The sequence below is a fragment of the Microbacterium sp. NPDC055683 genome, assembly GCF_053617895.1.
This window is the reverse complement of sequence record NZ_JBSHGQ010000049.1, coordinates 1-23,237: the sequence shown is the minus strand read 5'-3', so window position 1 is coordinate 23,237 and position 23,237 is coordinate 1. Positions and strand designations below refer to the sequence as shown.

Here is a 23,237-nt window from a genome sequence, read left to right as displayed (position 1 = left end):
GGTCGGATGACCGGGGCCGCTTCGACGTCAGGGACGGATGCGCTCCCACGAAAGGCTGAGGTCATCGCCTTCGGTTAGCGGCATGCGCATCGATCCCCGTGACCGTCGTCAGCGTCGTGTGGTTCCTGATCGTCGCTCGTTCCGCCTGCGCCTCCGCCGTCGCGCAGAGCCGGGTCAGCCCCGCGCGGCGAGGATGCCGCGCGGATCGAAGGCGACCCGGATGCGGGTGATCAGCCCGCCCTCGACCTGCATCCAGTTCGCGGTCGGCACGGGATCGGCGACGGTCGTGTGCAGATCGAACCAGGTGATCACGCTCGAGCCCTCGGCGAGGCGCTCGAGCACCTCGATCCGCTCGAGCACCTGCGCCATGCCCTCCAGGCCGGCGATGCATTCGTCTGCTCCGTCGATCGCGGCGAGGGGGCCGATGAAGCTGACGTCGTCGGCGAGCAGCGAGCGCAGGCGGGCGAAGTCGCGCCCCTGCCAGGCGACGAGGTAGTCCTCGGCGAGCTCGGAAGCGGTGGCGGTCATGGCGTTCTCCTTCAGGTCGATCCGGCTGTCGCCATCCAGCCTCGCGCGGATCGCGCAAACACTCAAACAGATGGTTCTTCTAGCTGCTAGCATCCAAGGTGATGGAGATCGGGCAGCTTCGCTACTTCGTCGCGGTCGTCGACCACGGGTCGTTCACGGCGGCGGCGCAGCGGCTGCACGTCAGCCAGTCGGGCATCAGCGCCCAGTTGGCGAAGCTCGAGCGCGAGCTCGGCCACGACCTGCTCGTGCGCGGCCCGCGCACGGTGCGGCTCACGCTCGCCGGCGAGACGCTGCTCACCCGCGCCCGCGACGCGCTCCGCGCCGTCGACGGCGTGCGCCAGACCGCCGACGAGCTGAGCGACCTGCTGCAGGGCAGGGTGCGGCTCGGGATGATCGCCGGCTGCACGATCCCCGCCTTCCTCGACGCGGTCGCAGGGTTCCACCGGCAGCACCCCGGCGTCGTGGTCGAACTCGTCGAGGACACCTCCGACCGCCTGCAGCGGCGCACGGCCGACGGGGAGCTCGACCTGGCCCTGCTGTCGCACGCGGGGCCCGTGGCCGAGGGGCTCTCCGTGAAGCCGGTCAGCGACGAGCGGCTCGCCGTGATCGCCCCGGCAGGCCACCGCCTCACGGGCGGCCGGCCGCGGCTCGCCGACCTCCGCGACGAGACGGTGCTGTGCATCCCACCGGGAACGGGCGTCCGCAGCGCCTTCGAGCAGTCGTGTGCGCGCGTCGGCGTCGAGCCGAGGGTCGACCTCGAGGGCTCGAACCCCGAGACCCTGCTCGGGCTGACCGCCCGCGGGCTCGGCGTCTGCGTGCTCGCGGAGTCGATGGCGGCGGGCACCGATCTCGTCGCGACGCCGATCGCGGATGCCGAGGTGCGTGCCGGGCTGGCCCTCGCGCTGCGCGAAGGCGACCGGCAGCGCGCCACCCGGCGGCTCTTCGACCTGCTCGCCGAAGCCCTGGCACCGCGCGGCTGACGGCCCGGTTCAGAGCGCCGCGAACACCCCGTCGCGCAGCACAGGCACGACGTCGAGGTCGTCGATCGCCGCCGCGGCCTTGACATCGGCGTGACGCTCGTCGCCTTCGAGCTCTCGGCCCGACCCGCTCGCCGTCATGAGGTGCTTGACGGCGCGACGGAGGGCGCGGAACGACTCGGCCGTCGACACCGCCTCGGGCGAGGAGTGGTCGATGCCGAGGTCGGAGAGGGCCGCGATCACGGCGCCCGCTCCCAGGAGGTCCTCGACCGCGAAGCGCACGCCTTCGGCACCCCTCTCCCCCGCCGCGATCACGGCGATGCTCGTGCGGCCGCCGCGCGCATGCTGCTCGGCCATCACCGCGCGCGCGACCGCGGCGGCGTTCCGGAGCGCGCCGGCGACCACGACGGGGGCGTGCGCGAGCTCGGATGCGGCGAGCGCGACCGCGGCCCCGTTCGCCGACACCGCGTGCGCATCGGCGAGCACGACCCGATCGCCGGCCGCGACGGCCGCCGCGACGTTCGAGCTGAAGCGGATGACGTCGACGACGACCACGACGTCGGAGGCCGCGAGACGCCGCAGACCCTCGACCCCCCAGTCGAAGCGCACCTGATACGAGGACTGGTCGAACGGGGATGCCATCCCCCCATTGTCGCGGATCGGCTGGGCTCCCTGCGATGCGCCCTTTCGTCGCGGACGACACCGGCGGCGACGGGCGACGCGCGAACCAGGAGCGCACGCGGACGAAGTCGCCGTGACACCGCGTTTGCGCGGCGGGGGCGGGTCGGGCAGGGTGGCCGGATGGCGCAGATCAGACGGGCGGGACCGCGCGACGCGGAGGGGCTCGCGTTCGTGCACATCCGCACATGGCGCATCGCCTACGCCGGCCTGCTCCCCGCCGAGACGCTCGCGCGTCTGTCGCTGCCGGCGCGCACGCGCCGCTGGGAGCGCATCCTCCGCGAGGGCGCGAACCCGACCTGGGTCGCCGTCGAGGGCGGGCGCATCGTCGGCTTCGCGTCGTCCGGCCGCGGACGCGACGCCGAGCCGCCCGCCGACCGCGAGTTGTACGCGCTCTACCTCGATCCCGACCACCACGGCTCGGGCATCGCCGACGACCTCATCGACGCGGCGGTCGGCGAGGCCGCAGCGTCGCTCTGGGTGCTCGCCGGCAACGAGCGCGCCATCCGCTTCTACGGCAAGCACGGCTTCGCGCTCGATGGCTCGGAGAAGGTGGAGCAGGCGGCCGACGGCACCCCCATGCACGAACTGCGGATGGTGCGGCGCGGCCCGGTGGCAGACTGACGCCATGCGCATTCTGCAGAAGCTCGTTCTCGACTGCGACGTCGACGCCGCCTGGCGGGCGCTGCACTCCCCCGCCGTGCTCGCCGAGCTCTACGGACCGCTCGTGCGCATGCGGCCTCTCGGCGCCGATCCGATGCCCCTCGAGTGGAGCTCGGGCGACGACGCCGCCGTCGCGCTCGAGACGGGCCCGCTCACGATCGGCACGCAGCTCATCGCGACGGTCGACCGCTCGAAGGGCGATGTGCGGATCCTCCGCGACGCGGGCACGCCCCTCACCGGCCCGCTCGCCTCCCTCGACGTGTGGGATCACCAGATGGCCGTGTCGGCGACGGCGGATGGCCGCACCCTGTGGCGCGAGCGCCTCACGATCGGCGGCGGCGCGGCCCCGCTCCTCTGGCTGCCACTGTGGGCGATCTGGCAGGTGAGGGCGGTGCGCCTGCGGCGCCTCGCCCGCACCTGGGCATTCGACCCGCCTGCGGCCGAGGCCTGACCCGGCGGCGCCAGCCGCGAGTGGGCGGTTCGCGCCGCGCTCCCGCCCGGAATGCGGCCGTTTCCCCCCATGCGCGGCAGGGGGCATCCGCTTCAGCCGAGCAGGTCGGGGTTCTCCTCGTAGACCTCCTCGAGCAGGCTGAGGTCGAACAGGTCCGACGCCTCCAGCTCGATGCCGGCCCGCGCCAGGCTCTCGACGGTCTGCTGCTGCAGCTCCTCGGAGATCGTGAACAGGCCGTTCGACTCGGTCTCGTCGGTGACGACGAGCTCGTTCGTCGCGAGCATCCCCGCGAGCGTCTTGTCGGGGTCGAGCCCGAGGTCGGCGCCGTACTCCTCGAGCGCGAGCCGCGCCCCCTCGTCGGGGTCGTCGAGCGCATCCTGCCATCCGCGGATCTCGGCGACGAGGAACGCCTTCAGCTTCTCCCGCTCGTTCGCGAGCGTGTCATGCGACACCGAGAACGTCTCCGCGACGAACGGCATCCCGTTGTCGGCGAACGGGAGGTTCGCGGTCTCGAGCCCGAGCATCTCGACCGAGATGGCCTCGTTGGTGAGGTAGGCGATGAAGCCGTCGACCTCGCCGTTCACGAGCGGGGCGGGGTCGTACTGCACCGGCACGATCTCGAGCTCGTCCTCGTCGATGCCGTTCGCCGCGAGGAACGCGCTGAAGAGCGACCGGTTCGAGTCCTGCACCCCGATCCGCTTCCCGAGGAGGTCGGCAGGGGTCGCGATCTCGGCCCCGTCGGCCAGCGACAGCACCGTGAACGGGTTCTTCTGCAGCGTCGTCCCGATGATCGTGATCGGGGCGCCCTCGTTCGCGACGGCGGCGCCGGCCGACACGGCATCGTTGATCGCGACGTCGACCGTGCCGCCCGCGAGCTCGGCGACGCCCGTCGACGGTCCCGGCACGAGATTCACGGAGGAGAACCCCGCCTCCTCGTAGTACCCCTCGGAGTCGGCGAAGTACTCCCCCGCGAACTCCTCGTTCTTGATCCAGCTGAGCTGGACGGAGAGCTCGCCGAAGTCGGCGTCCTCCGCCTCGGCGGCGGGCTCGGATGCGGAGCATCCCGACAGGGCCAGCGCGGACAGGGCGAGCGCCGGGAGGGCGGCGCGGATGGGTCGGATGGTCATGATGCGGTCGCTCCGGTTTCTGCAGGGGTGAGGGTGATGCGGAGATCGTCGACGGCGGCGTCGACCCTGGCGCGCAGTGCTGCGCGGTCGTCCTCGTCGAGCCACGCGGCCTCGACGCCGTTGCGGGTGAACCTCGCGAGGTCGTCGAGCCCGTAGCCCAGCGCATGCGCGAGCACGCGGTAGTCGTTCGTCGGATCGGTGCCGAACATGGGCGGGTCGTCGGAGTCGATCGTCACGACGAGGCCCGCGTCGACCATCTCGCGGATGCGGCGGTGGCTGCCGTCGCCGCTGCCCGAGTAGCGGCCGATGTCGCTCGAGACCGGCGTGCAGGTGAACGGGATGCGCTCCTCGACGCATCGGCGCGTCATCGCCTCGTCGTCGACGACGTGGTACCCGTGGTCGACGCGCGTGCAGCCGAGCAGGTCGAGCAGCGTCTCGATGTGGTGCGGCGGCCCCGATTCGGAGTGGGCCGTGCGCTCGAGACCGGCAGCGCCCGCCATCCGGAACGCCTTCCAGAACCGCTCCGGCGGCCCGATCGCCTCGGAGTAGTCGAGGCCGATGCCGAGCACGTCGTCGGCGCGATGCGCGACGACGGTCTCGACGAGCTCGACGGCCGAGGCGGCGGTGTCGTTGCGGTTGAGGCCGACGATGAGCGCCGAGCGGATGCCGGTGTCGACCTCGGCGTCGCGCATCCCCGCGCGCACACCCTCGAGGATGGTCGGGTACGGCACACCGGGATGGCCGGGCGGGCTGAGGAAGATCTCGCGGTAGAGCACGTTGTGGGCGGCGCCGCCCTCTGTGAGCGACTCGTACGTCACGCGCCGGAAGTCGTCGACGTCGCGGATGACGGCGCCCACGACGTCGAGGACGCGGAGGAACTCGTCGAGGTCCTCGTAGCTGCCGTGGTCGAAGAGGTTCTCCGCCGTGCGGCCGCCGTCGAGCGACACTCTGTGCTTGCGGGCGAGATCGACGACCGTCGCCGCCTGCACCGATCCGATGAGGTGGCAGTGGAGGCTGATCTTGGGCAGCCCGCGCACGATGCGCTCGATCTCGTCCTGATTGCTCACGGCATTCATATAACGTGATCACGATGTCGAGAGCATTCGGCGGGTGTTACGGAGGCATGACATGACGGACGCGGCCGACGCCGACCTCGGCGGCCTCATCGGGACCGAGATCCGCAGGCTGCGACGTGTGGCCGGCCTGTCGACGCGCGAGCTCGCCGCGCGTGCCGACATGAGCCAGCCGTTCCTCAGCCAGATCGAGCGCGGGGCGAGCGCGCCGTCGATGGCGTCGGTGTACCGGCTCGCCCGCGCGCTCGACGTGCGGCCGGGCGATCTGCTGCCGGCCGTCCATCCGCTCGACGTGCGCGTCGTCCGCGCGGGCGAGGGCGAGCGCCTGCCGGTGTCGGACCATCCGCAGGCCGCCGCCGGACGCGCGCTGCTGCTGCGGAACGTCTCGGCGCTCGAGGTCGTCGAGTACGACTTCGGGCCGGACGACGAGATCGCGGAGTGGTTCGAAGCGCCGGGTGAGAGCGCCCTGTACGTCGTCGCGGGCGCCCTCGAGATCGACATCGTGGGCGCGGGCACGTACGCGCTCGGCACGGGCGACTTCATCCACTTCCCCGCGGGGGCCCGCGACCGCTGGCGGCATGCGGGCGCCGAGCGGACGCGCGTGCTGTTCACGACGTCCGTCCCGCGCTGAGCCGGCGCGCGCGAGCGGCAGCCGGGCCATCCCGCGCCGGCCGGGCCATCCCGCGCCGGGCCTCAGTCGGCGGCGAGCGCCTCGACCGGTGCCACGGAGGTCGCGAGCCGCGTCGGCGCGACGGCGGCCGCCACCGTCAGCACCGCCATGGCCGCGACGATGGCGAGCACGGGCGCCCACGGCACGGCGGGCATCACGAGCGAGCCGGACGGGCCGCCGGGGAAGGCGGGCACCGACCCCAGGAGCGACTGCGCGCCGGCCCACCCGTACGCGACGCCCAGCACGAGCCCCGTGACGAGCGACGCGAGCGTGATGTGCGTCGCCTCGAGCAGCACGACGCCGCGCACCTGAGCCGCCGACAGCCCGAGAGCGCGCAGCAGGCCCAGCTCGCGCCGCCGCTGCACGACGCCGATCGTGAGGAGGTTGACGAGCCCGACGGCCGCGATGACGGCGGACACCGCGACGAGCACCATCATGATGTTCGCGAACGTGTCCATGATCACGACGAAGTCGTCGTCGAGCTCGCCGCCGGCGTTCGCCGTGAGCACCGACTTCGCGGTCTCGGTGGCGACCGCGAACATCGTCACGAGGGTGACTCCCATGACGACGCCGATCGACATGCGGCTCGACCGCTCGGGATGGCGCAGCGCGTTCTCGGCGGCGAGGCGCGCGGTCGCCGACGATCCGAACCAGCGCCCCACCATCCGCAGAACGGGCGGCATGATGCTCGTCGCCCCCAGCACGAGACCCGTGAACGACACGAGGCCGCCCGCGAACGCCGGGAGGATGCCGAGCGGAGTGAGGAGTCCTCCGACGATCCCGACTCCGAGGAGCACCGCGCCGACGGCGAACAGCACCACGGCGAGCACGTTGCGCGCCGGCCGGTGCGCGACGGACGCGTGCGTGCGCTCCACGGACCCGGCGAGCGCCTGCAGGGGCGTCACGTCGAGCACGCGGCGCGAGCCGACCCAGGCGGCCGCCCACGTCGTCAGCGCGACGATCGCCGCGGGCAGCGCGAGCACGGGCCGGACCACCGCGTAGCCGTGGTCGGCGACATCGAGGAGCGCGTCGCCGACCGCGATGCCCGCCGCGGAGAGGGCGATGCCGCCCGCGAGCCCGATCACGGCGCCGACGACCCCGACGACGAGCCCCTGCCGGCCGACCTCCGTCCGCTGCGAGCGCGCGGATGCGCCGATGAGCCGCAGGAGCGCGATGCGGCGCACGCGGCCCGCCACGATCGTCGAGAAGGTGTTGGCCGTGACGACCGCCGCGACGTACATCGCGACGGCGGTGAGCAGCACGCTCAGCAGACCGACCACGAACGCGAGCGTCTCGGAGTCGCCGATGTAGGGGTCGTCCTGCAGCACGGCGCCGATGTAGCCCGTCGTCGAGACGAGCGTCACGCCGAACGCGGCCGACAGCGCCGAGACGAGCACGCTCGCGCCCATCCCCCGCTCGCGGAGGAACGCGAGGCGGCCGGCCCCTGCAGGGCGGGCGGGCGGGCTCGGGCGAGCGGATGGCGCGGTGCCCGCGGGCGCGGATGCGACGGCGCTCATCGCACGGCGCCTTCCGTCTCGGAGGCCGCCGGAGCGGAGGCCGCCGGAGCGGAGCCCGCAGGAGCGGGGGCGGACGGGAGCCCCGGGAGCGCGCCCGCGCTATCCGCCTCGGCCGCGAGCATGTGCGCCGAGATCTGCTCGGGGGTCTGGCGCGGCTTGTCGGCGACGATGCGTCCGTCGCCGAGGAACAGGACTCGGTCGGCGTAGCTCGCGGCGAAGGGGTCGTGCGTCACCATGGCGATGCTCTGCCCGTGCTCGCGGCTCGCGGCAGCGAGGAGCGCCAGCACCTCGCGGCCCGTGCGCGAGTCGAGGTTGCCGGTGGGCTCGTCGGCGAACAGCAGGTCGGGCGCCGTGGCGAGCGCGCGGGCGATCGCGACGCGCTGCTGCTGCCCTCCGCTGAGCTCATGCGGGCGGTGGCGCAGGCGGGGCGCGAGCCCGAGGGTCTCGATGAGCCCGTCGATGCGGACGCGCTCGCCCGCCGTCGGCCGCCGCCCGTCGAGGTCGAACGGGAGGAGGATGTTCGCCTCCACGTCGAGCGTCGGCACGAGGTTGAACGCCTGGAAGACGAAGCCGACTCGGCGGCGGCGCAGCAGCGTCAGCTGCTCGTCCCCGAGGCCCGTGATCTCGGTGTCGCCGATCCAGGCTCGGCCCGAGGTCGGCGCGTCGAGTCCGGCCATGATGTGCATGAGCGTCGACTTGCCCGAGCCCGACGGCCCCATGACGGCCGTGAACTGCCCGCGGCGGATGCCGACGCTGACGCCGTCGAGCGCGCGGACGCCGTTCTCCCCTGTGCCGTAGTGCTTGCTGAGCTGCTGCACGCGCGCCGCGAGCCCCATGTCGGTGGTCGTGATCTCCATGCCTCCGACGCTAGGGACCGGGCCCCGTCGCGGGCGTCGCCCGCCCGGCTCATCCCGCTACATCGCGAGGATGATCTGCGCTACGCCAGCCCGTGCTCGAACGCGAACACGACGAGCTGCACGCGATCGCGCAGCGCGAGCTTGGCGAGGATGCGGCTGATGTGCGTCTTGACGGTGGCCTCCGAGAGGAACTCCCGCTGCGCGATCTCCGCGTTCGACAGGCCCCGCGCGGCGAGCGCGAAGATCTCGCGCTCGCGGTCGGTGAGGTCGCCGAACGCCGCGGGCACAGGGCGCGGCGCGTCTGCGAAGTGCGCGAACAGCTCGCGCGTCGCCGACGCCGCGATCACCGACGACCCCGCGTGCACGGTGCGGATGGCCGCCAGGAGGAACTCGGGATCGGCGTCCTTGAGGAGGAACCCGCTCGCCCCCTCCCGGATGGCGCGCGCCGCCGCCTCGTCGAGGTCGAACGTCGTCAGCATGACGACGCGCGGCGGATCGGGCTGCGCGAGGATGGCCGCCGTCGCGGCGAGGCCGTCCATGACGGGCATGCGGATGTCCATGAGGACGACATCGGGCCGGGTCTGCGCCACGACGGCCAGCGCCTCCTGCCCGTCGCCCGCCTCCCCGACGACCTCCAGGTCGGGCTGCGAGGCCACGACCATCCGGATGCCGGCGCGGAACAGCGCCTGATCGTCCACGAGCACGACCCTGATCATCCGCTCCCCCTCGCTCATCTCCCCCAGCCTGTCACGCCCCCTTGCCCAACGGATATCCGTTGCACCAGAGCCCACCCGATTCCGCGTCATCCGGTGCCCTCTCGGCAAGCGGATATCCCTTGGGCGAGATCGAAGGGGCATCATTCCGTCGCGGGTCATGGGCGATGCGCGGTCACGGGGTGCCGGTCTCGACCGGGAGCGTCGCCTGCACGAGCCAGTGGGCGCCGTGCGGACCGGCGTCGAGCCGCCCTCCCGCGAGCTCGGCCCGCTCCCGCATGCCGACGAGACCGTGACCTCCCGAGGCGGGAGCGGCGTGCAGCACCTTGCCCGTGTCCGTCGGCGCCGCGGGGCGCACGGCGTTGCGGACGGACAGCGCGACGCTGCCGGGGAGCCACGCGAGCACGACGTCGACGGGGCCGCCGTCGCCGTGGCGCAGGGCGTTCGTCGTCGCCTCCTGCAGGATGCGGTACACCGCGAGCTGCACGGCGGCCGGCGGCTCGCCCTGCGGCGCGGGGTCGACCGTGACGCGCAGGTCGACGCCCGCCGCGCGCACGTGCGCGTACAGCTGCTCCAGGTCGGCGATCGTCGGCTGCGGACCCTCCCCCTGCCGGTGCCGCATCTGGGTGAGCAGCATCCGCACATCCGACAGCGCCGAGCGCGCCGTCTGGCTGATGGTCGACAGGGCGGCCGTCGCGGCGTCCGGATCGGAGCGCGCGGCGTAGCGGGCGCCGTCGGCCTGGGCGATCACGACGGCGAGCGAGTGCGCGACGATATCGTGCATGTCGCGCGCGATGCGCGAGCGCTCCTCCTCCGCCGCTGCGCGCTCCTCGGCCTGCACCTGCGCACGGCGCGTCTCCCTGCCGCGCAGCACGACGCGGAAGAGCGCGCCGAGGGTCCAGGCGAGCAGCAGGCTGAACAGCATCGACCCGAAGACGAGGACGAGGTAGAACACGACCTGCAGCGGCGACGAGCCGTCGACGACGCCGAACGAGAAGAAGTCGATCCCCGCGCTCGGCGCCACGAACAGGAGGTAGACCGCGACGCACACCGACCCCGCGAACGTCGACGCGAACCCCAGCCAGAACACGAGGCGCGACCCGTACGCCGCCGTGGCGAAGAGCACGACGAAGATCGCGAGATTCGCCGCCATGGGGCCCTGCCCGGTCGCCATCTGGAAGAAGGCGCCGATCCACGCGACCGCGAGCGACAGCGGCGGCGAGACGCGGCTCAGCAGGAGCGCCGCGACCATGACGACGACCGTCACGAGATTCGCCGCGAGCGAGAACCCGTCGTAGTAGACCGGCAGGAGCGCGACGGCGAAGAGCGCGAAGAAGCCGGCCGTCACACCGTCGACGACCCACTGGCCGCCGCTCACGGGGCGGAGCAGCCGGTGCCAGCGGGTGCGGAGGTCGGATCGCATTCCCCCCACGGTACGGCCGGCTGCCGCAGCCGGCATCCGCCTCGCGATGTATCCGGCCGGCACGCGCGAGGGATGATCGCACGCGCGCCGTGCCCGCGGCGTCACGTGACGCCGTGTGACGGACTGTGTCGCGCCGTGTGACGGTCTGTTGCGCGACATCGTATGGCGACTCCACGACGCTTCGTATGCTCGACCGACACCGAGCGACCGGGAGACCGTCATGACCCTGAGCGAGACCGGCGCGCAGGCCGCGACCGCGCGCGGCGCGCGCATCCGCCCGCCCCGGCCATCCAGCAAGCCCAACGGGCAGTGGAAGGTCGACGGCACCGAGCCGCTCAACGCGAACGAGCAGTTCAAGCAGGACGACAGCGGCCTCAACGTGCGCGAGCGCATCGAGAACGTGTACGCGCAGGGCGGCTTCTCGTCGATCGACCCGACCGACCTGCACGGCCGCTTCCGCTGGTGGGGGCTCTACACGCAGCGCAAGCCCGGCATCGACGGCGGCAAGACGGCCTCGCTCGAGCCGCACGAGCTCGAGGACGAGTACTTCATGCTGCGCGTCCGCATCGACGGCGGGCAGCTCACGACCGAGCAGCTGCGTGTCATCGGCGGCATCTCGAACGACTTCGCGCGCGGAACCGCCGACCTCACCGACCGGCAGAACATCCAGCTGCACTGGGTCGAGGTCGAGAGCATGCCCGAGATCTGGCGGCGCCTCGAGTCCGTCGGTCTCTCCACGACGGAGGCTTGCGGCGACGTGCCGCGCGTCGTCCTCGGCTCGCCCGTCGCCGGGATCGCGTCCGACGAGCTCATCGACCCGACGCCGCAGATCGACGAGATCACGTCGCGCTTCATCGGCGACCCCGAGCTCGCCAACCTGCCCCGCAAGTTCAAGACCGCCATCACGGGCCACCCCAGCCAGGACGTCGTGCACGAGATCAACGACGTCGCGTTCGTCGCGGTCGACCATCCCGAGCACGGCGTCGGCTACGACCTGTGGGTCGGCGGGGCGCTGTCGACCGTGCCGCGCCTCGGCGAGCGCCTCGGCACCTGGGTCGCGCCCGACCAGGTCGCCGACGTCTGGTACGGCGTCGCGCGGATCTTCCGCGACTACGGCTACCGGCGCCTGCGGAACAAGGCGCGGCTGAAGTTCCTGCTCGCCGACTGGGGGCCGGAGAAGTTCCGCGACGTGCTCGAGACGGAGTACCTCGAGTACCGCCTCGCCGACGGCCCCGCGGCGCCGAAGCCCGCGACCCCCGGCGACCACATCGGCGTGCACCGGCAGAAGGACGGCCGCTTCTACGTGGGCGCGACGCCCATCGTCGGGCGCATCTCGGGCCGGCAGATCGCCGACCTCGCCGACCTCGTCGAGGCGCACGGATCGACGCGCCTGCGCACCACGCCGCACCAGAAGATCGTCGTCCTGGACGTCCCCGAGGACCGCGTCGAGTCGCTCATCGCCGGCCTCGACGCCCTCGGGCTCAGCGCCCGGCCCAGCCTCATCCGCCGCGGCACGATCGCGTGCACGGGCATCGAGTACTGCAAGCTCGCGATCGTCGACACGAAGGACACCGCGCGCGCCGCCGTGCTCGAGATCGAGAAGCGCCTCGGCGGCGCCGATCTCCCCGCCCCCCTCAGCCTGCACGTCAACGGCTGCCCGAACTCGTGCGCGCGCATCCAGACGGCCGACATCGGCCTCAAGGGCCAGATCATCACGGACGACGAGGGCAACCAGGTCCCCGGCTTCCAGGTGCACCTCGGCGGCGGGCTCGCGTCGAGCGACCGCGCGGAGGCGGGCCTCGGCCGCACCGTCCGCGGGCTCAAAGTGGAGGCCACCGGCATCGCCGACTACGTCGAGCGCATCGCGACCCGGTTCGCGGGCGACCGCGACGGCGACGAGACGTTCGCCCAGTGGGCGCACCGCGTCGACGAGGAGGCGCTGCGATGACCGTGTCGCTGGCCCCGCGCATCACGGCGCGCCGCTCCGCCGCAGAGCTGGAGGCGCTCGCGCTGCGCGGCGCCGAGGAGCTCGGCAGCCTCACCGACCATGAGGCGACCCCCGCGGAGGTCGTCGACTGGGTCGCACGCACCTTCGGGATGGGCGCGGTCGCCGTCGCGTGCTCGATGGCGGATGCGGCGCTCCCGCATCTCGTCGCCGAGCAGCTGCCGGGCGTCGACGTGCTGTTCCTCGACACCGGGTACCACTTCGTGGAGACCGTCTCCACGCGCGACGAGGTCGCCCGCTCGCTCGACGTGCGCGTCGTCGACGTGCTCCCGGAGCAGACGGTCGCCGAGCAGGACGCCGCGCTCGGCGCCGATCTCTTCGCCCGCGATGCGGCGCGCTGCTGCGCGCTGCGCAAGGTCGCCCCGCTCCACGACGCCCTGCAGGGCTACGAGGTGTGGTTCACGGGAGTGCGCCGCGACGAGGCGCCCACCCGCACCCGCACGCCGCTCGTGACGTGGGACGCCAAGAACGGCCTCGTCAAGGTCAACCCCGTCGCCGCCTGGACCTGGGACGACCTGCAGGCCTACGCCGCGCGGCACAAGGTGCCCATGAACCTCCTCCTGAACTTCGGCTACCCGTCGATCGGCTGCCGGCCGTGCACGCGGCCGGTGGCCGAGGGAGAGGACCCCCGCTCCGGCCGCTGGGCCGGGCTCGACAAGACCGAATGCGGACTCCACACATGAGCGACACCCTCACGACGCCGCCGGCCACGCGCCTGTCGACGCTCGACCTGCTCGAGGCCGAGGCCATCCACGTCATCCGCGAGGTCGTCGCGGAGTTCGAGCGCCCCGTGCTGCTCTTCTCCGGCGGCAAGGACTCCGTCGTCGTCCTCCACCTCGCCGCGAAGGCGTTCCTCCCCGGGCGCGTGCCCTTCCCCGTGCTGCACGTCGACACCGGCCACAACTTCCCCGAGGTCATCCGCTTCCGCGACGAGACCGTCGACCGCCTCGGGCTCACGCTCGAGGTCGCGCGCGTGCAGGACTACCTCGACGACGGCCGCCTCCTCGAGCGCGCCGACGGCACGCGCAACCCGCTGCAGACGCAGCCCCTCCTCGATGCCATCGCCGCGGGCCGTCACGACGCCGTCTTCGGCGGCGCCCGCCGCGACGAGGACAAGGCTCGCGCGAAGGAGCGCATCTTCTCGCTGCGCGACGAGTTCGGCCAGTGGGATCCGCGCAACCAGCGCCCCGAGCTCTGGAGCCTGTACAACGGGCGCCACACCCCGGGTCAGCACGTGCGCGTCTTCCCCATCTCGAACTGGACAGAGCTCGACATCTGGCGCTACATCGAGCGCGAGGGCATCGCACTCCCGCCGCTCTACTTCGCGCACGAGCGCGACGTCTACCGTCGCGACGGCATGTGGATGGCCGTGGGCCCGTTCTCGCAGCCGCGCGCCGACGAGCGGGTCGAGAAGCGCACGGTGCGCTACCGCACCGTCGGCGACATGAGCTGCACGGGCGCCGTCGAGTCGGCGTCGGCACACGTGTCCGACATCGTCGCGGAGGTCGCCGTCTCCACCCTCACCGAGCGCGGCGCGACCCGCGCCGACGACCGCATCAGCGAAGCGGCCATGGAAGACCGCAAGAAGGACGGGTACTTCTGATGACCGCCGCGCCCACCCTGTTCCGGTTCGCGACGGCGGGCTCCGTCGACGACGGCAAGTCGACCCTCGTCGGCCGCCTGCTGCACGACTCCAAGGCCATCCTCGCCGACCAGCTCGAGCAGGTGACCCGCACGTCCCGAGAGCGCGGCTTCGCGTCCTCCGAGGGCATCGACTTCGCGCTCCTCACCGACGGCCTGCGCGCCGAGCGCGAGCAGGGCATCACGATCGACGTCGCGTACCGCTACTTCGCGACCGCCGCACGCAGCTTCATCCTCGCCGACTGCCCGGGGCACGTGCAGTACACGCGCAACATGGTCACGGGTGCGACGACGGCCGACGCCGTGGTCGTGCTCATCGACGGACGGAAGGGCGTGCTCGAGCAGACCAGGCGACACCTCGCCGTCACGGCGCTGCTGCGCGTGCCGCACGTCGTCGTCGCCGTGAACAAGATCGATCTGCAGGACTACGCCGAAGACGCCTTCCGCCCCGTCGAGGAGCAGGTGCGCGCCGTCACGACGGAGCTCGGCCTCGGCGACGTGCACGTCGTGCCGGTGTCGGCGCTGGAGGGCGACAACGTCGTCGAGCGGTCGCCGCGCACGCCGTGGTACACCGGTCCCGCGCTCCTCGAGCTGCTCGAGACGCTCCCCGCGACCGACGCCGAGGAGCGGGAGCAGGAGCCGTTCCGCCTTCCCGTGCAGCTCGTGCTGCGGCCGCAGGGCGGCCTGTCGCCCGCGCTCGTCGCCGACGACCCCGGCGCCGTCGAGCGGCTCCGCGACTACCGTGCATCCGCCGGCCGCATCGCGTCCGGCACGGTGCGGGTCGGCGACCGTGTGCAGGTGCTCCCCGCCGGCATCACGACCACCGTCACGGCCGTGGAGATCGCCGGCGTCGCGGTCGACGGCGCGGCCTCCCCGCAGTCAGTCGCGGTGCAGCTGGCCGACGACGTCGACGCCGCACGCGGCAGCGTGCTCGTCGCCGACGGCACGCTGCCCGCGCTGTCGAAGGAGATCGACGCGCAGCTGTTCCTCCTCGATGAGCGCCCGCTCGCCCGGGGCGCGCGCGTGATCGTCAAGCACGGCACGAAGGCCGTGCAGGGCATCGTGGACGAGATCGTCGAACGGCGCGACCTCGACTCGCTCGCCCACGTGCCGGCGGACGAGCTGCGCGTGAACGAGATCGGCCGTGCCCGCATCCGCCTCGCGGAGGCCCTGCCGCTCGAGCCGTACGCCGTCTCCCGGCACTCCGGCTCGTTCCTCGTCATCCGCCCCGCCGACGGCCACACGATCGCCGCCGGCACGGTCCGTGGCTGAGGGCTCCCGCGAGGGGCGCGTCACGCTGGTCGGCGCAGGGCCGGGCGACGCCGGTCTGCTCACGGTGCGGGGCCTGCGCGCGCTCGAGCGCGCCGACGTGATCGTCGCCGACCGGCTCGGCGCGCGCGCCGTGCTCGCGGGCCTCGCCGCCGAGGGCGTGCGCATCGACGCGGAGGTCGTCGACGTCGGCAAGGACCCGGGGCACCATCCCTTCACGCAGGACGACATCTCCCGGCTCCTCGTCGACCTCGCCCGTGCCGGTCGCGACGTGGTGCGCCTCAAGGGCGGCGACCCGTTCGTGTTCGGCCGCGGCAGCGAGGAGCTCGCGCTGTGCCGCGCCGAGGGCGTCGCGGTGGAGGTCGTGCCCGGCGTCACGAGCGCCACGTCCGTCCCCGCCATCGCGGCCATCCCCCTCACCCATCGATCCCTCGCGACGTCGTTCACGGTGCTCTCCGGGCACGACCAGATCGACGACGTCGGCGGAGGGCGCGACCATACGGTCGTCCTCCTGATGGGGGTCGGGACCCTCGCGCATTCCGCGCATGTGCTGGGAGCAGGCCGCCGCGGCGGCGACTGCCCGGTGGCCATCGTGGAGGATGGATACGGGCCCGGCCAGCGCGTGACCTTCGGCACGCTGCGGACCATCGCGCACGAGGCCGCCCGGCGGAAGGTGCGCAATCCCGCCGTCGTCGTGATCGGCGACGTCGTCACCCTCAGCCCTCTTGCACCATCCGAGCTCGTCGACGCGGTGCGTCGCGACTCCGACAGAAAGGCAGCACTGTGAGCCTCGACAACCTGCGCGTCGCCATCGTCGGCGCCGGTCCCGCCGGCATCTACGCCGGAAACCTCCTCGCGAACGCCGTCGAGGAGGCGGGCGGATCGGTCGCGATCGACCTGCTCGAGTCGCTGCCCGCACCCTACGGCCTCATCCGCTACGGCGTCGCACCCGACCACCCCCGCATCAAGGGCATCGTCAACTCGCTGCAGGAGATGCTCGACTCCGGCCGCATCCGCTTCCTCGGCAACATCGAGGTCGGCCGGGACGTGTCGCTTGACGAGCTGCAGGAGCGCTACCACGCCGTCATCCTCGCGACCGGGGCCATCCGCGACGCCGCTCTCGACATCCCTGGCATCGACAAGGCGGGGTCGTACGGCGCCGCCGACTTCGTGGCCTGGTTCGACGGCCACCCCGACGTGCCGCGCACGTGGCCGCTCGACGCACGGCAGGTGGCCGTGATCGGCAACGGCAACGTCGCCCTCGACGTGGCGCGCGTGCTCGCGAAGCTCCCGGAGGACCTGCGTTCCACCGAGGTGCCCGACAACGTGCTCGAGGGCCTCGAGGCCTCGGCCGTGACCGACGTGCACGTCTTCGGCCGCCGCGGTCCCGCCGACATCAAGTTCACGCCGATCGAGCTGCGCGAGCTGGGCGAGGTGAACGGCGTCGACATCGTGCTCGACGAGGCCGACTTCGAGGGCGTCGACCCCGCCGCGGCCCCCAACAACCAGATGAAGATCATGCTGCGCACGATGAACTCGTGGCGAGGCAAGGAGTCGACGGGCGCCACGCGACGCCTGCACCTGCACTTCTGGCACGCGCCGGCCGAGATCCTCGGCGACGAGCGCGTCGAGGGCATGCGGTTCGAGCGAACGCGCATCGAGGACGGCCGCGTCGTCGGCACGGGCGAGTTCGCGGAGTACCCGCTGCAGGCGGTGTACCGCGCCGTCGGGTACTACGGCACGCGCGTCGAGGGCGCGCCCTTCGACGTCGCGCGCGGCGTCATCCCGAACGTCGAGGGCCGCGTCGACGGCGTCTCCGGCCTGTACGCGACGGGATGGATCAAGCGCGGCCCCGTCGGGCTCATCGGCCACACCAAGTCGGACGCCATGGAGACGGTCGCGCATCTCGTCGAGGACGCGCAGGCCGGATCGCTGCCGGCGCCCGCCGCGGACGACGTCGTGGCGCTGCTCGACGATCGCGGCGTCGCGTACACGACGTGGCAGGGATGGCTCGCCCTCGACGCCCACGAGCGCGCGCTCGGCGAGACGCACCGCCACCAGCGCGAGCGCGTCAAGGTCGTGCCGCGTGACGAGCAGGTCGAGATCTCGCGCTCCGGCGCGCTCACGCGCTCATGACGTACGTCATCGCCCTGCCCTGCGTGGACGTCAAGGACCGCGCCTGCATCGACGAGTGCCCTGTCGACTGCATCTACGAGGGCGAGCGGTCGCTGTACATCCACCCGGACGAGTGCGTCGACTGCGGCGCCTGCGAGCCGGCGTGCCCCGTCGAGGCGATCTACTACGAGGACGACCTCCCCGACGAGTGGCAGGACTACTACAAGGCCAACGTCGAGTTCTTCGACGACCTCGGATCGCCCGGCGGCGCATCCAAGGTCGGCGTCGTCGACAAGGACCACCCCCTCATCGCGGCACTCCCCCCGCAGGGCGAGTAGGCCCCGCAGGGCGAGTAGGCCCCGCAGGGCGAGTAGGCCCCGCAGGGCGAGTAGGCCCCGCAGGGCGAGAAGGCCCCGCAGGGCGAGTAGCGCCCAGGTCGCAGTTCGCGGCCGCTAACGGCCGCTAACGGCCGAAAACTGCGACCTGGGCGAGACTGTGACCTCGCTCAGGTCGCAGTTCGCGGCCCCGAACGGCCGGTACAGGCCGGAAACTGCGACCTGAGCGAGAGAGTGCCATGATCGGGGGATGCGCATCTCCGCCCGGGCCGAGTACGCGGTGCGCGCGGCCGTCTTCCTCGCCCGCGCACCGGGACGCCTGTCCTCACCGCGGATCGCGGCGGACGAGGACATCCCCGCCAAGTTCCTCGAGGGCATCCTCACCTCCCTCGTCCGCGCCGGCATCGTCGCGAGCCGCCGCGGGGCGAACGGCGGCTACGAGCTCGCCCGCCCCGCCGACGCCGTCACCGTCGCCGACGTCATCCGCGCGGTGGACGGCCCGCTCGTCTTCGTGCGCGACCAGCGGCCGTCCGAGATGGCGGAGGAGGGTGCGCTCCTCCAGCTCTGGGTGGCGCTGCGCGCGAACGTCCGCAGCGTGCTCGAGGGCACGACCCTGGCCGATCTCGCGGCCGAGCGGCTTCCGCCCGACGTGGCGGCGCTGACGTCGGATCCCGTGGCGTGGGAGAACCCGTGACCCGCCGCCGCCCGACGGTCTGATCCCGTCTCAGTCGACGAGCGCCGGCTCCGCGCTCGCGGAGGCCGCGGCAGTCTCTGCACGCTCGGCGCGCCGCGCACGGCGGTGGGCGCGGATGGACCATGCCACGGCCGTGATCCAGACGACGGCGATTGCGGCGAGCACGATGCCGAGCGTCGCGTCGGGCGTCTCGATCGACCGGAGGATGGTCCGGGTGTTCGTCAGCACGATCAGCCCGCCCACGAGGGAGCCGAGGATGCGCGGCGGCAGCTTGCGCACCAGCCACGCAGCGAGCGGCGCCGCCGCGATGCCGCCGGCGAGGAGCGCAACCACCCATCCGAGGTCGAAGCCGCCGGAGCCCAGCCCGACGAGGAAGCCGACCGAGGCCGCGATCGCGACGAGGAACTCGCTCGTGTCGATCGTGCCGATCACCTTGCGCGGCTCGAGGCGCCCGCTCGAGAGCAGGGCGGGCGTGCCGACGGGGCCCCACCCGCCGCCGCCTGAGGCGTCGAGGAATCCGCCCACGATCCCGAGCGGCGCGAGGAACGCGAGCGGCAGGGGCTTGTCGCTCCGGCGCTTCGGCAGCCCCTTCACGGTGAAGCGCACGAGGATGTACGTGCCCAGCGCCAGCAGGATGCCGCTCGTCACCGGCGCGGCCGCCTCGGTCGAGAGCCCTGACAGGAACGTCGCTCCCGCGAAAGCCCCGACGGCACCGGGGACGCCGATCTTGAGCACCGTCTTCCAGTCGACGTTGCCGAAGCGCCAGTGCGAGATGCCGGAGGCGAGGGTCGTCCCGATCTCGGCGAGGTGCACCGACGCGCTCGCCGCCGCCGGGGCCGCGCCGATCGTCAGGAGCAGCGTCGTCGACGTCACTCCGTACGCCATGCCGAGGGCGCCGTCGACGAGCTGGGCGGCGAAGCCGATCACGGCGAGGAGGACGAGCGTCTGCATGCCGACGACGCTAGGGCGTTCCCCTACCGGCGGGGGAGGAGATTACGCCCGGCCGTAACACGCAGGCGTCACGGAGTGTCACACAGCGGTCAGCGCAGAGCCCCGACCGACGCCAGCGCGAGGCGGACGAGCGTTCCGCGGCCGCCCTCCATCTCGGCGGACAGCGCGTCGCTCGCGGCTTCCGACGGCGACATCCACGTGACCTCGAGCGCGTCCTGCCGCGGCTCGCACGTCCCCGTGACCGGCACGACGAAGGCGAGCGAGACGGCGTGCTGCCGGTCGTCGTGGAATGCCGTGACCCCGGGGAGGGGGAAGTACTCCGCCACCGTGAACGGCACGGGCGACGGCGGAAGGAGCGGGAACGCCATCGGTCCGAGGTCGTTCTCGAGGTGGCGGAACAGCGCGTCGCGCACGGTCTCGCCGTAGCGGACGCGCCCGGAGACGATCGTGCGCGTGATCTCGCCGACGCTCGTCGCGCGCAGCAGGATCCCCACGTCGGTGACCTGGCCGACGCCGTCGATGCGCACGGGAACCGCCTCGACGTAGAGCATCGGGAGGCGGCGACGCGCGGCCTCGAGCTCGAAGTCGCTCAGCCATGCGGGGTTCGACGACCCGCCCGGCACGGCCCCGAGACCGCTCGCGCCCAGATCGGACGGGAGCCGAGGCTCGTCGGGGAGCTCTTCGGGATCGGGATCCGGTGTGCGCACGGCCATGCGTCCTTTCTACCCTCTGCCGCCGACGATCCGCGCACCCGCACCGCGCGCGCGGGTGCGCGTCCCGGCGAGCGGGAGGCCGGCGCGTGCGCCACCATGGAGGGATGGACACCACGCCCGCCCTGGACGCCGCCGCTGTGCGCTGGCACGGCGAGGACGACGGCCGCCCCGTCGTCGTGCTGCTGCACGGCTACGGCTCCGACGAGACCGACCTGATCGCGCTCGCCCCGCTGCTGCCGGACGGCTTCGCCTACGCCGCCGTCCGGGCGCCGCTGCCCATGCCGTGGCCGCAGCCGGGCCACGCCTGGTACCCCATCGAGGGGCTGGAGAGCAGGGATGCCGCGCGCACGACGGAGGCGGCGCACCGGCTGCTGGAGTGGATCGAGACCACGCTCGGCGCCGACAGGAGCGTCGGCCTGCTCGGCTTCTCGCAGGGCGGCGCGATCTCGCTGCAGGCGATGCGCCTCTCCCCCGCCCGGTTCGACTTCGCGGCGAACCTGTCGGGCTATGCGACGCCCGGCGAGCTCCCCGGAGACGCCGCGCTGGCAGACGCCCGCCCTCCCGTGTTCTGGGGGCGGGGCACGCACGACACCGTCATCCCCGAGCCTCTGGTCGCGCACACGACCGACTGGTTGCCGGGTCATGCCGATCTCGTCGGTCGGATCTACCCCGGCCTCGGCCACGCCGTGTCGCCCGCGGAGCTCGACGATCTGCGCGTGTTCCTCGACAAGCGCCTGCGCTGATCCTCGGCGCCGGCGAGAGCGGGCCGAGTCGCCGCCGCCCCCGCGACGGCGCTCGGCTCCGGAGACGAGCGGGAACGCGATCCCCATCGCGATCCCGAGGGCGAGCCCTGCGCCCGTGCGCCCCTGTGTCCCTCGTCTCCGTGTCCCTCTGACTCTTCGACGCTACGGGGCGGCGCCGCGGGGCGCCTCCCCCGCGCGACGGATTCCTCCCGAGGCGCGTGCGACCCGGGGATGATGTGTGTACAGTGGTCGGGTCCTGTTCCCGAGGTCTGGAGACGACGTTGAAGACGATCGACGCTTCCGCGCTCACGCGCTGACCCGTCGACGCTCGCGTTCTCCCTCGGAACCTCCGCCGGCCCTCCTGGGCCCTGCGAGCCGCTCGCCTGAAGGCGAGCGTCCGGTGTCGGTGCATCCCATCTGCACATCGACCGGAGGTCACCCATGCCCGCTCTCACTCTCGATCACGTCTCGTTCGCGTGGCCGGACGGATCCGTCGCGCTCGCCGACGTGTCCGGCACGTTCGACCGCGGCCGCACGGGCCTCGTCGGCCGCAACGGCTCCGGCAAGTCCACCCTGCTGCGCCTCGCGGCCGGCCGGCTGACGCCGACGTCGGGGCGCATCGTCGCCGACGGCGACGTCGCGTACCTGCCGCAGCGCCTGGCGGTCGATCCCGCCCGTCCCGTCGCCGAGCTCCTCGGCATCGCCGCTCCCCTCGCCGCCGTGCGCGCCATCGAGGCGGGCGACGTCGACCCGGCCCACTTCGACGCCGTCGGAGACGACTGGGACGTCGAAGCGCGCGGGCGTGCCGCGCTCGCCGAAGCGGGTCTCCCCGACGACGCGCTCGACCGCACCGTCGGGATGCTGTCGGGCGGCGAGGCCGTGCTCGGGGCGCTCACGGGCATCCGTCTGCGCGGCGCCGCGATCACGCTGCTCGACGAGCCGACGAACAACCTCGACCGCGACGCGAGACTGCGCCTGCACGACATCGTGCGAGGATGGCGCGGCGCGCTCGTCGTCGTGTCGCACGACACCGAGCTGCTCGAGCTCATGGACGACACGGCGGAGCTGTACGCCGACGAGCTGACGGTGTTCGGCGGCCCCTACTCGCAGTGGCGCTCCTGGCTGGACGCCGAGCAGGATGCGGCGGCGCAGGCCGAACGCGACGCCGAACGCGCGCTCCGCAGGGAGAAGCGCCAGCGCATCGAGGCGGAGGTGAAGCTCGCCCGTCGCGCGCGGACGGCGCGCAAGGCCGAGGCCGAGAAGCGCGTCCCCCGCATCGTGGCGCACGGCAGGCGGATGGCCGCTGAGGTGTCGGCTGGCCGGCTCGGCGTCGAGATGCGCGAGAAGGAGTCATCCGCCCGTGACGCGCTCGACGCCGCCGCGCTGCGCGTCCGCGACGACGACGCCATCCGGATCGACCTGCCCGACCCCGGCGTCCCGGCCACGCGGCGCATCGCGACCCTGCGCGATGCGGAGCGGTCGTGGGTCGTGCAGGGGCCGGAGCGCGTCGCGCTCACCGGCCCGAACGGCGCGGGGAAGTCGACGCTGCTGCGCGCCCTCGTCGGCGCAGGTGGCGGGCCGACGCCCGGCGCAGTCGGCGGCACGCTCCACGTCGACCACGCGGCATACCTGCCGCAGCGGGTGGACGACCTCGACGACGACGCGAGCGTGCTCGACGCGGTGCGCTCGTCGGCGCCGCACACGCCGGATCGGGAGCTGCGCAACCGGCTCGCCCGGTTCCTGCTGCGCGGTGCCGTCGTCGACCGCTCCGTCGGCAGCCTGTCGGGAGGGGAGCGCTTCCGCGTCGCCCTGGCGCGGCTCCTCCTCGCCGACCCGCCGCCCCCGCTCCTCATCCTGGACGAGCCGACGAACGACCTCGACATCGACACGGTGGCGCAGCTGCTCGACGCGCTGAGGGCCTATCGGGGCGCGGTGCTCGTCGTGAGCCACGACGACGCGTTCCTCGCCCGGCTCGATCCCGATCTCGTGCTGGAGCTGCGCGACGGGGTGCTCGCCGAGCGCGAGCTCGCCCCGGTGAACGGGGCGTAGGCGGTCGGGTCAGGGCGGCGGCGCGCGCGCCGCCGCCCTGAGCAC

At 73.0% G+C, this 23,237-nt stretch carries 24 protein-coding genes; 14 read left to right on the top strand and 10 right to left on the bottom strand.

Annotation, left to right across the window (positions count from 1 at the left end; all coding sequences use genetic code 11):
• Positions 1-174: 174 nt before the first annotated feature.
• Positions 175-528, bottom strand: a complete 354-nt coding sequence (locus tag ACWGPF_RS15475; RefSeq protein WP_452333642.1) for a nuclear transport factor 2 family protein — start codon at positions 526-528, stop codon at positions 175-177.
• Positions 529-629: 101 nt separating this feature from the next.
• Here ACWGPF_RS15475 and ACWGPF_RS15470 point away from each other — a divergent pair, with 101 nt between their 5' ends.
• A complete protein-coding gene (locus ACWGPF_RS15470) occupies positions 630-1,508 on the top strand; it encodes a LysR family transcriptional regulator (RefSeq protein ID WP_452333641.1) in 879 nt (292 codons plus the stop codon).
• 9 nt (positions 1,509-1,517) lie between these two features.
• Here ACWGPF_RS15470 and ACWGPF_RS15465 read toward each other — a convergent pair whose 3' ends face one another.
• The gene (locus ACWGPF_RS15465; protein WP_452333640.1) at positions 1,518-2,147 is read right to left on the bottom strand and encodes a 2-phosphosulfolactate phosphatase; all 630 of its coding nucleotides are present in this window, start codon (positions 2,145-2,147) and stop codon (positions 1,518-1,520) included.
• Between the two features lie 159 nt (positions 2,148-2,306).
• On the opposite strand from ACWGPF_RS15465, the gene ACWGPF_RS15460 reads away from it, so the two are divergent.
• Both ACWGPF_RS15460 and ACWGPF_RS15455 read left to right on the top strand, forming a co-directional pair.
• Positions 2,307-2,807 (top strand): N-acetyltransferase family protein, encoded by a 501-nt coding sequence (locus tag ACWGPF_RS15460; protein WP_452333639.1) that lies wholly within the window; start codon positions 2,307-2,309, stop codon positions 2,805-2,807.
• Positions 2,808-2,811: 4 nt separating this feature from the next.
• Entirely contained in the window at positions 2,812-3,297 is a 486-nt protein-coding gene (locus ACWGPF_RS15455; protein ID WP_452333638.1) for a hypothetical protein, read from the top strand.
• 92 nt (positions 3,298-3,389) lie between these two features.
• On the opposite strand, the gene ACWGPF_RS15450 is transcribed toward ACWGPF_RS15455, so the two are convergent.
• Together ACWGPF_RS15450 and add are read right to left on the bottom strand one after the other, a co-directional pair.
• Positions 3,390-4,424, bottom strand: a complete 1,035-nt coding sequence (locus ACWGPF_RS15450; protein WP_452333637.1) for an ABC transporter substrate-binding protein — start codon at positions 4,422-4,424, stop codon at positions 3,390-3,392.
• Positions 4,421-5,491 (bottom strand): adenosine deaminase, encoded by a 1,071-nt coding sequence (add, locus tag ACWGPF_RS15445; RefSeq protein ID WP_452333636.1) that lies wholly within the window; start codon positions 5,489-5,491, stop codon positions 4,421-4,423. The genes ACWGPF_RS15450 and add overlap by 4 nt, the downstream gene beginning before the upstream one ends.
• A 61-nt stretch (positions 5,492-5,552) precedes the next feature.
• On the opposite strand from add, the gene ACWGPF_RS15440 reads away from it, so the two are divergent.
• The gene (locus ACWGPF_RS15440; protein ID WP_452333635.1) at positions 5,553-6,128 is read left to right on the top strand and encodes a helix-turn-helix domain-containing protein; all 576 of its coding nucleotides are present in this window, start codon (positions 5,553-5,555) and stop codon (positions 6,126-6,128) included.
• A 62-nt stretch (positions 6,129-6,190) separates the two neighbouring features.
• On the opposite strand, the gene ACWGPF_RS15435 is transcribed toward ACWGPF_RS15440, so the two are convergent.
• From ACWGPF_RS15435 to ACWGPF_RS15420, 4 genes are all read right to left on the bottom strand, one after another.
• Positions 6,191-7,684 carry an FtsX-like permease family protein gene (locus ACWGPF_RS15435; protein ID WP_452333634.1) on the bottom strand — a complete coding sequence of 498 codons (1,494 nt, stop codon included), beginning with the start codon at positions 7,682-7,684 and terminating at the stop codon, positions 6,191-6,193.
• Complete coding sequence (locus tag ACWGPF_RS15430; protein WP_452333633.1) at positions 7,681-8,541, bottom strand: ABC transporter ATP-binding protein; 861 nt, start codon at positions 8,539-8,541, stop codon at positions 7,681-7,683. Before ACWGPF_RS15430 ends, ACWGPF_RS15435 begins: the two co-directional genes overlap by 4 nt.
• Before the next feature lie 80 nt (positions 8,542-8,621).
• A complete protein-coding gene (locus tag ACWGPF_RS15425) occupies positions 8,622-9,257 on the bottom strand; it encodes a response regulator transcription factor (RefSeq protein ID WP_345439117.1) in 636 nt (211 codons plus the stop codon).
• Positions 9,258-9,429: 172 nt separating this feature from the next.
• Positions 9,430-10,677, bottom strand: a complete 1,248-nt coding sequence (locus ACWGPF_RS15420) for a sensor histidine kinase (protein ID WP_452333632.1) — start codon at positions 10,675-10,677, stop codon at positions 9,430-9,432.
• Positions 10,678-10,897: 220 nt separating this feature from the next.
• Between ACWGPF_RS15420 and ACWGPF_RS15415 the strand changes: the two genes are divergently transcribed.
• From ACWGPF_RS15415 to ACWGPF_RS15380, 8 genes are all read left to right on the top strand, one after another.
• The gene (locus ACWGPF_RS15415) at positions 10,898-12,625 is read left to right on the top strand and encodes a nitrite/sulfite reductase (protein WP_452333631.1); all 1,728 of its coding nucleotides are present in this window, start codon (positions 10,898-10,900) and stop codon (positions 12,623-12,625) included.
• A complete protein-coding gene (locus ACWGPF_RS15410; protein ID WP_452333630.1) occupies positions 12,622-13,365 on the top strand; it encodes a phosphoadenylyl-sulfate reductase in 744 nt (247 codons plus the stop codon). The genes ACWGPF_RS15415 and ACWGPF_RS15410 overlap by 4 nt, the downstream gene beginning before the upstream one ends.
• On the top strand, positions 13,362-14,285 hold the full coding sequence (cysD, locus tag ACWGPF_RS15405; RefSeq protein ID WP_452333629.1) for a sulfate adenylyltransferase subunit CysD: 924 nt from the start codon (positions 13,362-13,364) through the stop codon (positions 14,283-14,285). The genes ACWGPF_RS15410 and cysD overlap by 4 nt, the downstream gene beginning before the upstream one ends.
• Complete coding sequence (locus ACWGPF_RS15400) at positions 14,285-15,595, top strand: sulfate adenylyltransferase subunit 1 (RefSeq protein ID WP_452333628.1); 1,311 nt, start codon at positions 14,285-14,287, stop codon at positions 15,593-15,595. The genes cysD and ACWGPF_RS15400 overlap by 1 nt, the downstream gene beginning before the upstream one ends.
• Complete coding sequence (cobA, locus tag ACWGPF_RS15395; protein WP_452333627.1) at positions 15,588-16,379, top strand: uroporphyrinogen-III C-methyltransferase; 792 nt, start codon at positions 15,588-15,590, stop codon at positions 16,377-16,379. The genes ACWGPF_RS15400 and cobA overlap by 8 nt, the downstream gene beginning before the upstream one ends.
• Entirely contained in the window at positions 16,376-17,728 is a 1,353-nt protein-coding gene (locus tag ACWGPF_RS15390; RefSeq protein ID WP_452333626.1) for an FAD-dependent oxidoreductase, read from the top strand. The genes cobA and ACWGPF_RS15390 overlap by 4 nt, the downstream gene beginning before the upstream one ends.
• Positions 17,725-18,045 (top strand): ferredoxin, encoded by a 321-nt coding sequence (fdxA, locus tag ACWGPF_RS15385; RefSeq protein WP_345436258.1) that lies wholly within the window; start codon positions 17,725-17,727, stop codon positions 18,043-18,045. Before ACWGPF_RS15390 ends, fdxA begins: the two co-directional genes overlap by 4 nt.
• Positions 18,046-18,292: 247 nt before the next feature.
• A complete protein-coding gene (locus ACWGPF_RS15380; RefSeq protein WP_452333625.1) occupies positions 18,293-18,736 on the top strand; it encodes an RrF2 family transcriptional regulator in 444 nt (147 codons plus the stop codon).
• A 30-nt stretch (positions 18,737-18,766) separates the two neighbouring features.
• Here ACWGPF_RS15380 and ACWGPF_RS15375 read toward each other — a convergent pair whose 3' ends face one another.
• Together ACWGPF_RS15375 and ACWGPF_RS15370 are read right to left on the bottom strand one after the other, a co-directional pair.
• Complete coding sequence (locus ACWGPF_RS15375) at positions 18,767-19,687, bottom strand: sulfite exporter TauE/SafE family protein (RefSeq protein ID WP_452333624.1); 921 nt, start codon at positions 19,685-19,687, stop codon at positions 18,767-18,769.
• Positions 19,688-19,776: 89 nt separating this feature from the next.
• Entirely contained in the window at positions 19,777-20,400 is a 624-nt protein-coding gene (locus ACWGPF_RS15370; protein ID WP_452333623.1) for an NUDIX hydrolase family protein, read from the bottom strand.
• 104 nt (positions 20,401-20,504) lie between these two features.
• Here ACWGPF_RS15370 and ACWGPF_RS15365 point away from each other — a divergent pair, with 104 nt between their 5' ends.
• Together ACWGPF_RS15365 and ACWGPF_RS15360 are read left to right on the top strand one after the other, a co-directional pair.
• Positions 20,505-21,143: an alpha/beta hydrolase gene (locus tag ACWGPF_RS15365; RefSeq protein WP_452333622.1), complete on the top strand. Its 639-nt coding sequence runs from the start codon at positions 20,505-20,507 to the stop codon at positions 21,141-21,143.
• Between the two features lie 441 nt (positions 21,144-21,584).
• A complete protein-coding gene (locus ACWGPF_RS15360; protein ID WP_452333621.1) occupies positions 21,585-23,192 on the top strand; it encodes an ATP-binding cassette domain-containing protein in 1,608 nt (535 codons plus the stop codon).
• The last annotated feature ends 45 nt before the right edge of the window (positions 23,193-23,237 follow it).

Bases quoted from the DNA above. Each gene is read 5' to 3' on its own strand.
- ACWGPF_RS15475 (WP_452333642.1), bottom strand. From the start codon at position 528: ATGACCGCCACCGCTTCCGAGCTCGCCGAGGACTACCTCGTCGCCTGG.
- ACWGPF_RS15470 (WP_452333641.1), top strand. From the start codon at position 630: ATGGAGATCGGGCAGCTTCGCTACTTCGTCGCGGTCGTCGACCACGGG.
- ACWGPF_RS15465 (WP_452333640.1), bottom strand. From the start codon at position 2,147: ATGGCATCCCCGTTCGACCAGTCCTCGTATCAGGTGCGCTTCGACTGG.
- ACWGPF_RS15460 (WP_452333639.1), top strand. From the start codon at position 2,307: ATGGCGCAGATCAGACGGGCGGGACCGCGCGACGCGGAGGGGCTCGCG.
- ACWGPF_RS15455 (WP_452333638.1), top strand. From the start codon at position 2,812: ATGCGCATTCTGCAGAAGCTCGTTCTCGACTGCGACGTCGACGCCGCC.
- ACWGPF_RS15450 (WP_452333637.1), bottom strand. From the start codon at position 4,424: ATGACCATCCGACCCATCCGCGCCGCCCTCCCGGCGCTCGCCCTGTCC.
- ACWGPF_RS15440 (WP_452333635.1), top strand. From the start codon at position 5,553: ATGACGGACGCGGCCGACGCCGACCTCGGCGGCCTCATCGGGACCGAG.
- ACWGPF_RS15435 (WP_452333634.1), bottom strand. From the start codon at position 7,684: ATGAGCGCCGTCGCATCCGCGCCCGCGGGCACCGCGCCATCCGCTCGC.
- ACWGPF_RS15430 (WP_452333633.1), bottom strand. From the start codon at position 8,541: ATGGAGATCACGACCACCGACATGGGGCTCGCGGCGCGCGTGCAGCAG.
- ACWGPF_RS15425 (WP_345439117.1), bottom strand. From the start codon at position 9,257: ATGATCAGGGTCGTGCTCGTGGACGATCAGGCGCTGTTCCGCGCCGGC.
- ACWGPF_RS15420 (WP_452333632.1), bottom strand. From the start codon at position 10,677: ATGCGATCCGACCTCCGCACCCGCTGGCACCGGCTGCTCCGCCCCGTG.
- ACWGPF_RS15415 (WP_452333631.1), top strand. From the start codon at position 10,898: ATGACCCTGAGCGAGACCGGCGCGCAGGCCGCGACCGCGCGCGGCGCG.
- ACWGPF_RS15410 (WP_452333630.1), top strand. From the start codon at position 12,622: ATGACCGTGTCGCTGGCCCCGCGCATCACGGCGCGCCGCTCCGCCGCA.
- cysD (WP_452333629.1), top strand. From the start codon at position 13,362: ATGAGCGACACCCTCACGACGCCGCCGGCCACGCGCCTGTCGACGCTC.
- ACWGPF_RS15400 (WP_452333628.1), top strand. From the start codon at position 14,285: ATGACCGCCGCGCCCACCCTGTTCCGGTTCGCGACGGCGGGCTCCGTC.
- fdxA (WP_345436258.1), top strand. From the start codon at position 17,725: ATGACGTACGTCATCGCCCTGCCCTGCGTGGACGTCAAGGACCGCGCC.
- ACWGPF_RS15380 (WP_452333625.1), top strand. From the start codon at position 18,293: ATGCGCATCTCCGCCCGGGCCGAGTACGCGGTGCGCGCGGCCGTCTTC.
- ACWGPF_RS15375 (WP_452333624.1), bottom strand. From the start codon at position 19,687: ATGCAGACGCTCGTCCTCCTCGCCGTGATCGGCTTCGCCGCCCAGCTC.
- ACWGPF_RS15370 (WP_452333623.1), bottom strand. From the start codon at position 20,400: ATGGCCGTGCGCACACCGGATCCCGATCCCGAAGAGCTCCCCGACGAG.
- ACWGPF_RS15365 (WP_452333622.1), top strand. From the start codon at position 20,505: ATGGACACCACGCCCGCCCTGGACGCCGCCGCTGTGCGCTGGCACGGC.
- ACWGPF_RS15360 (WP_452333621.1), top strand. From the start codon at position 21,585: ATGCCCGCTCTCACTCTCGATCACGTCTCGTTCGCGTGGCCGGACGGA.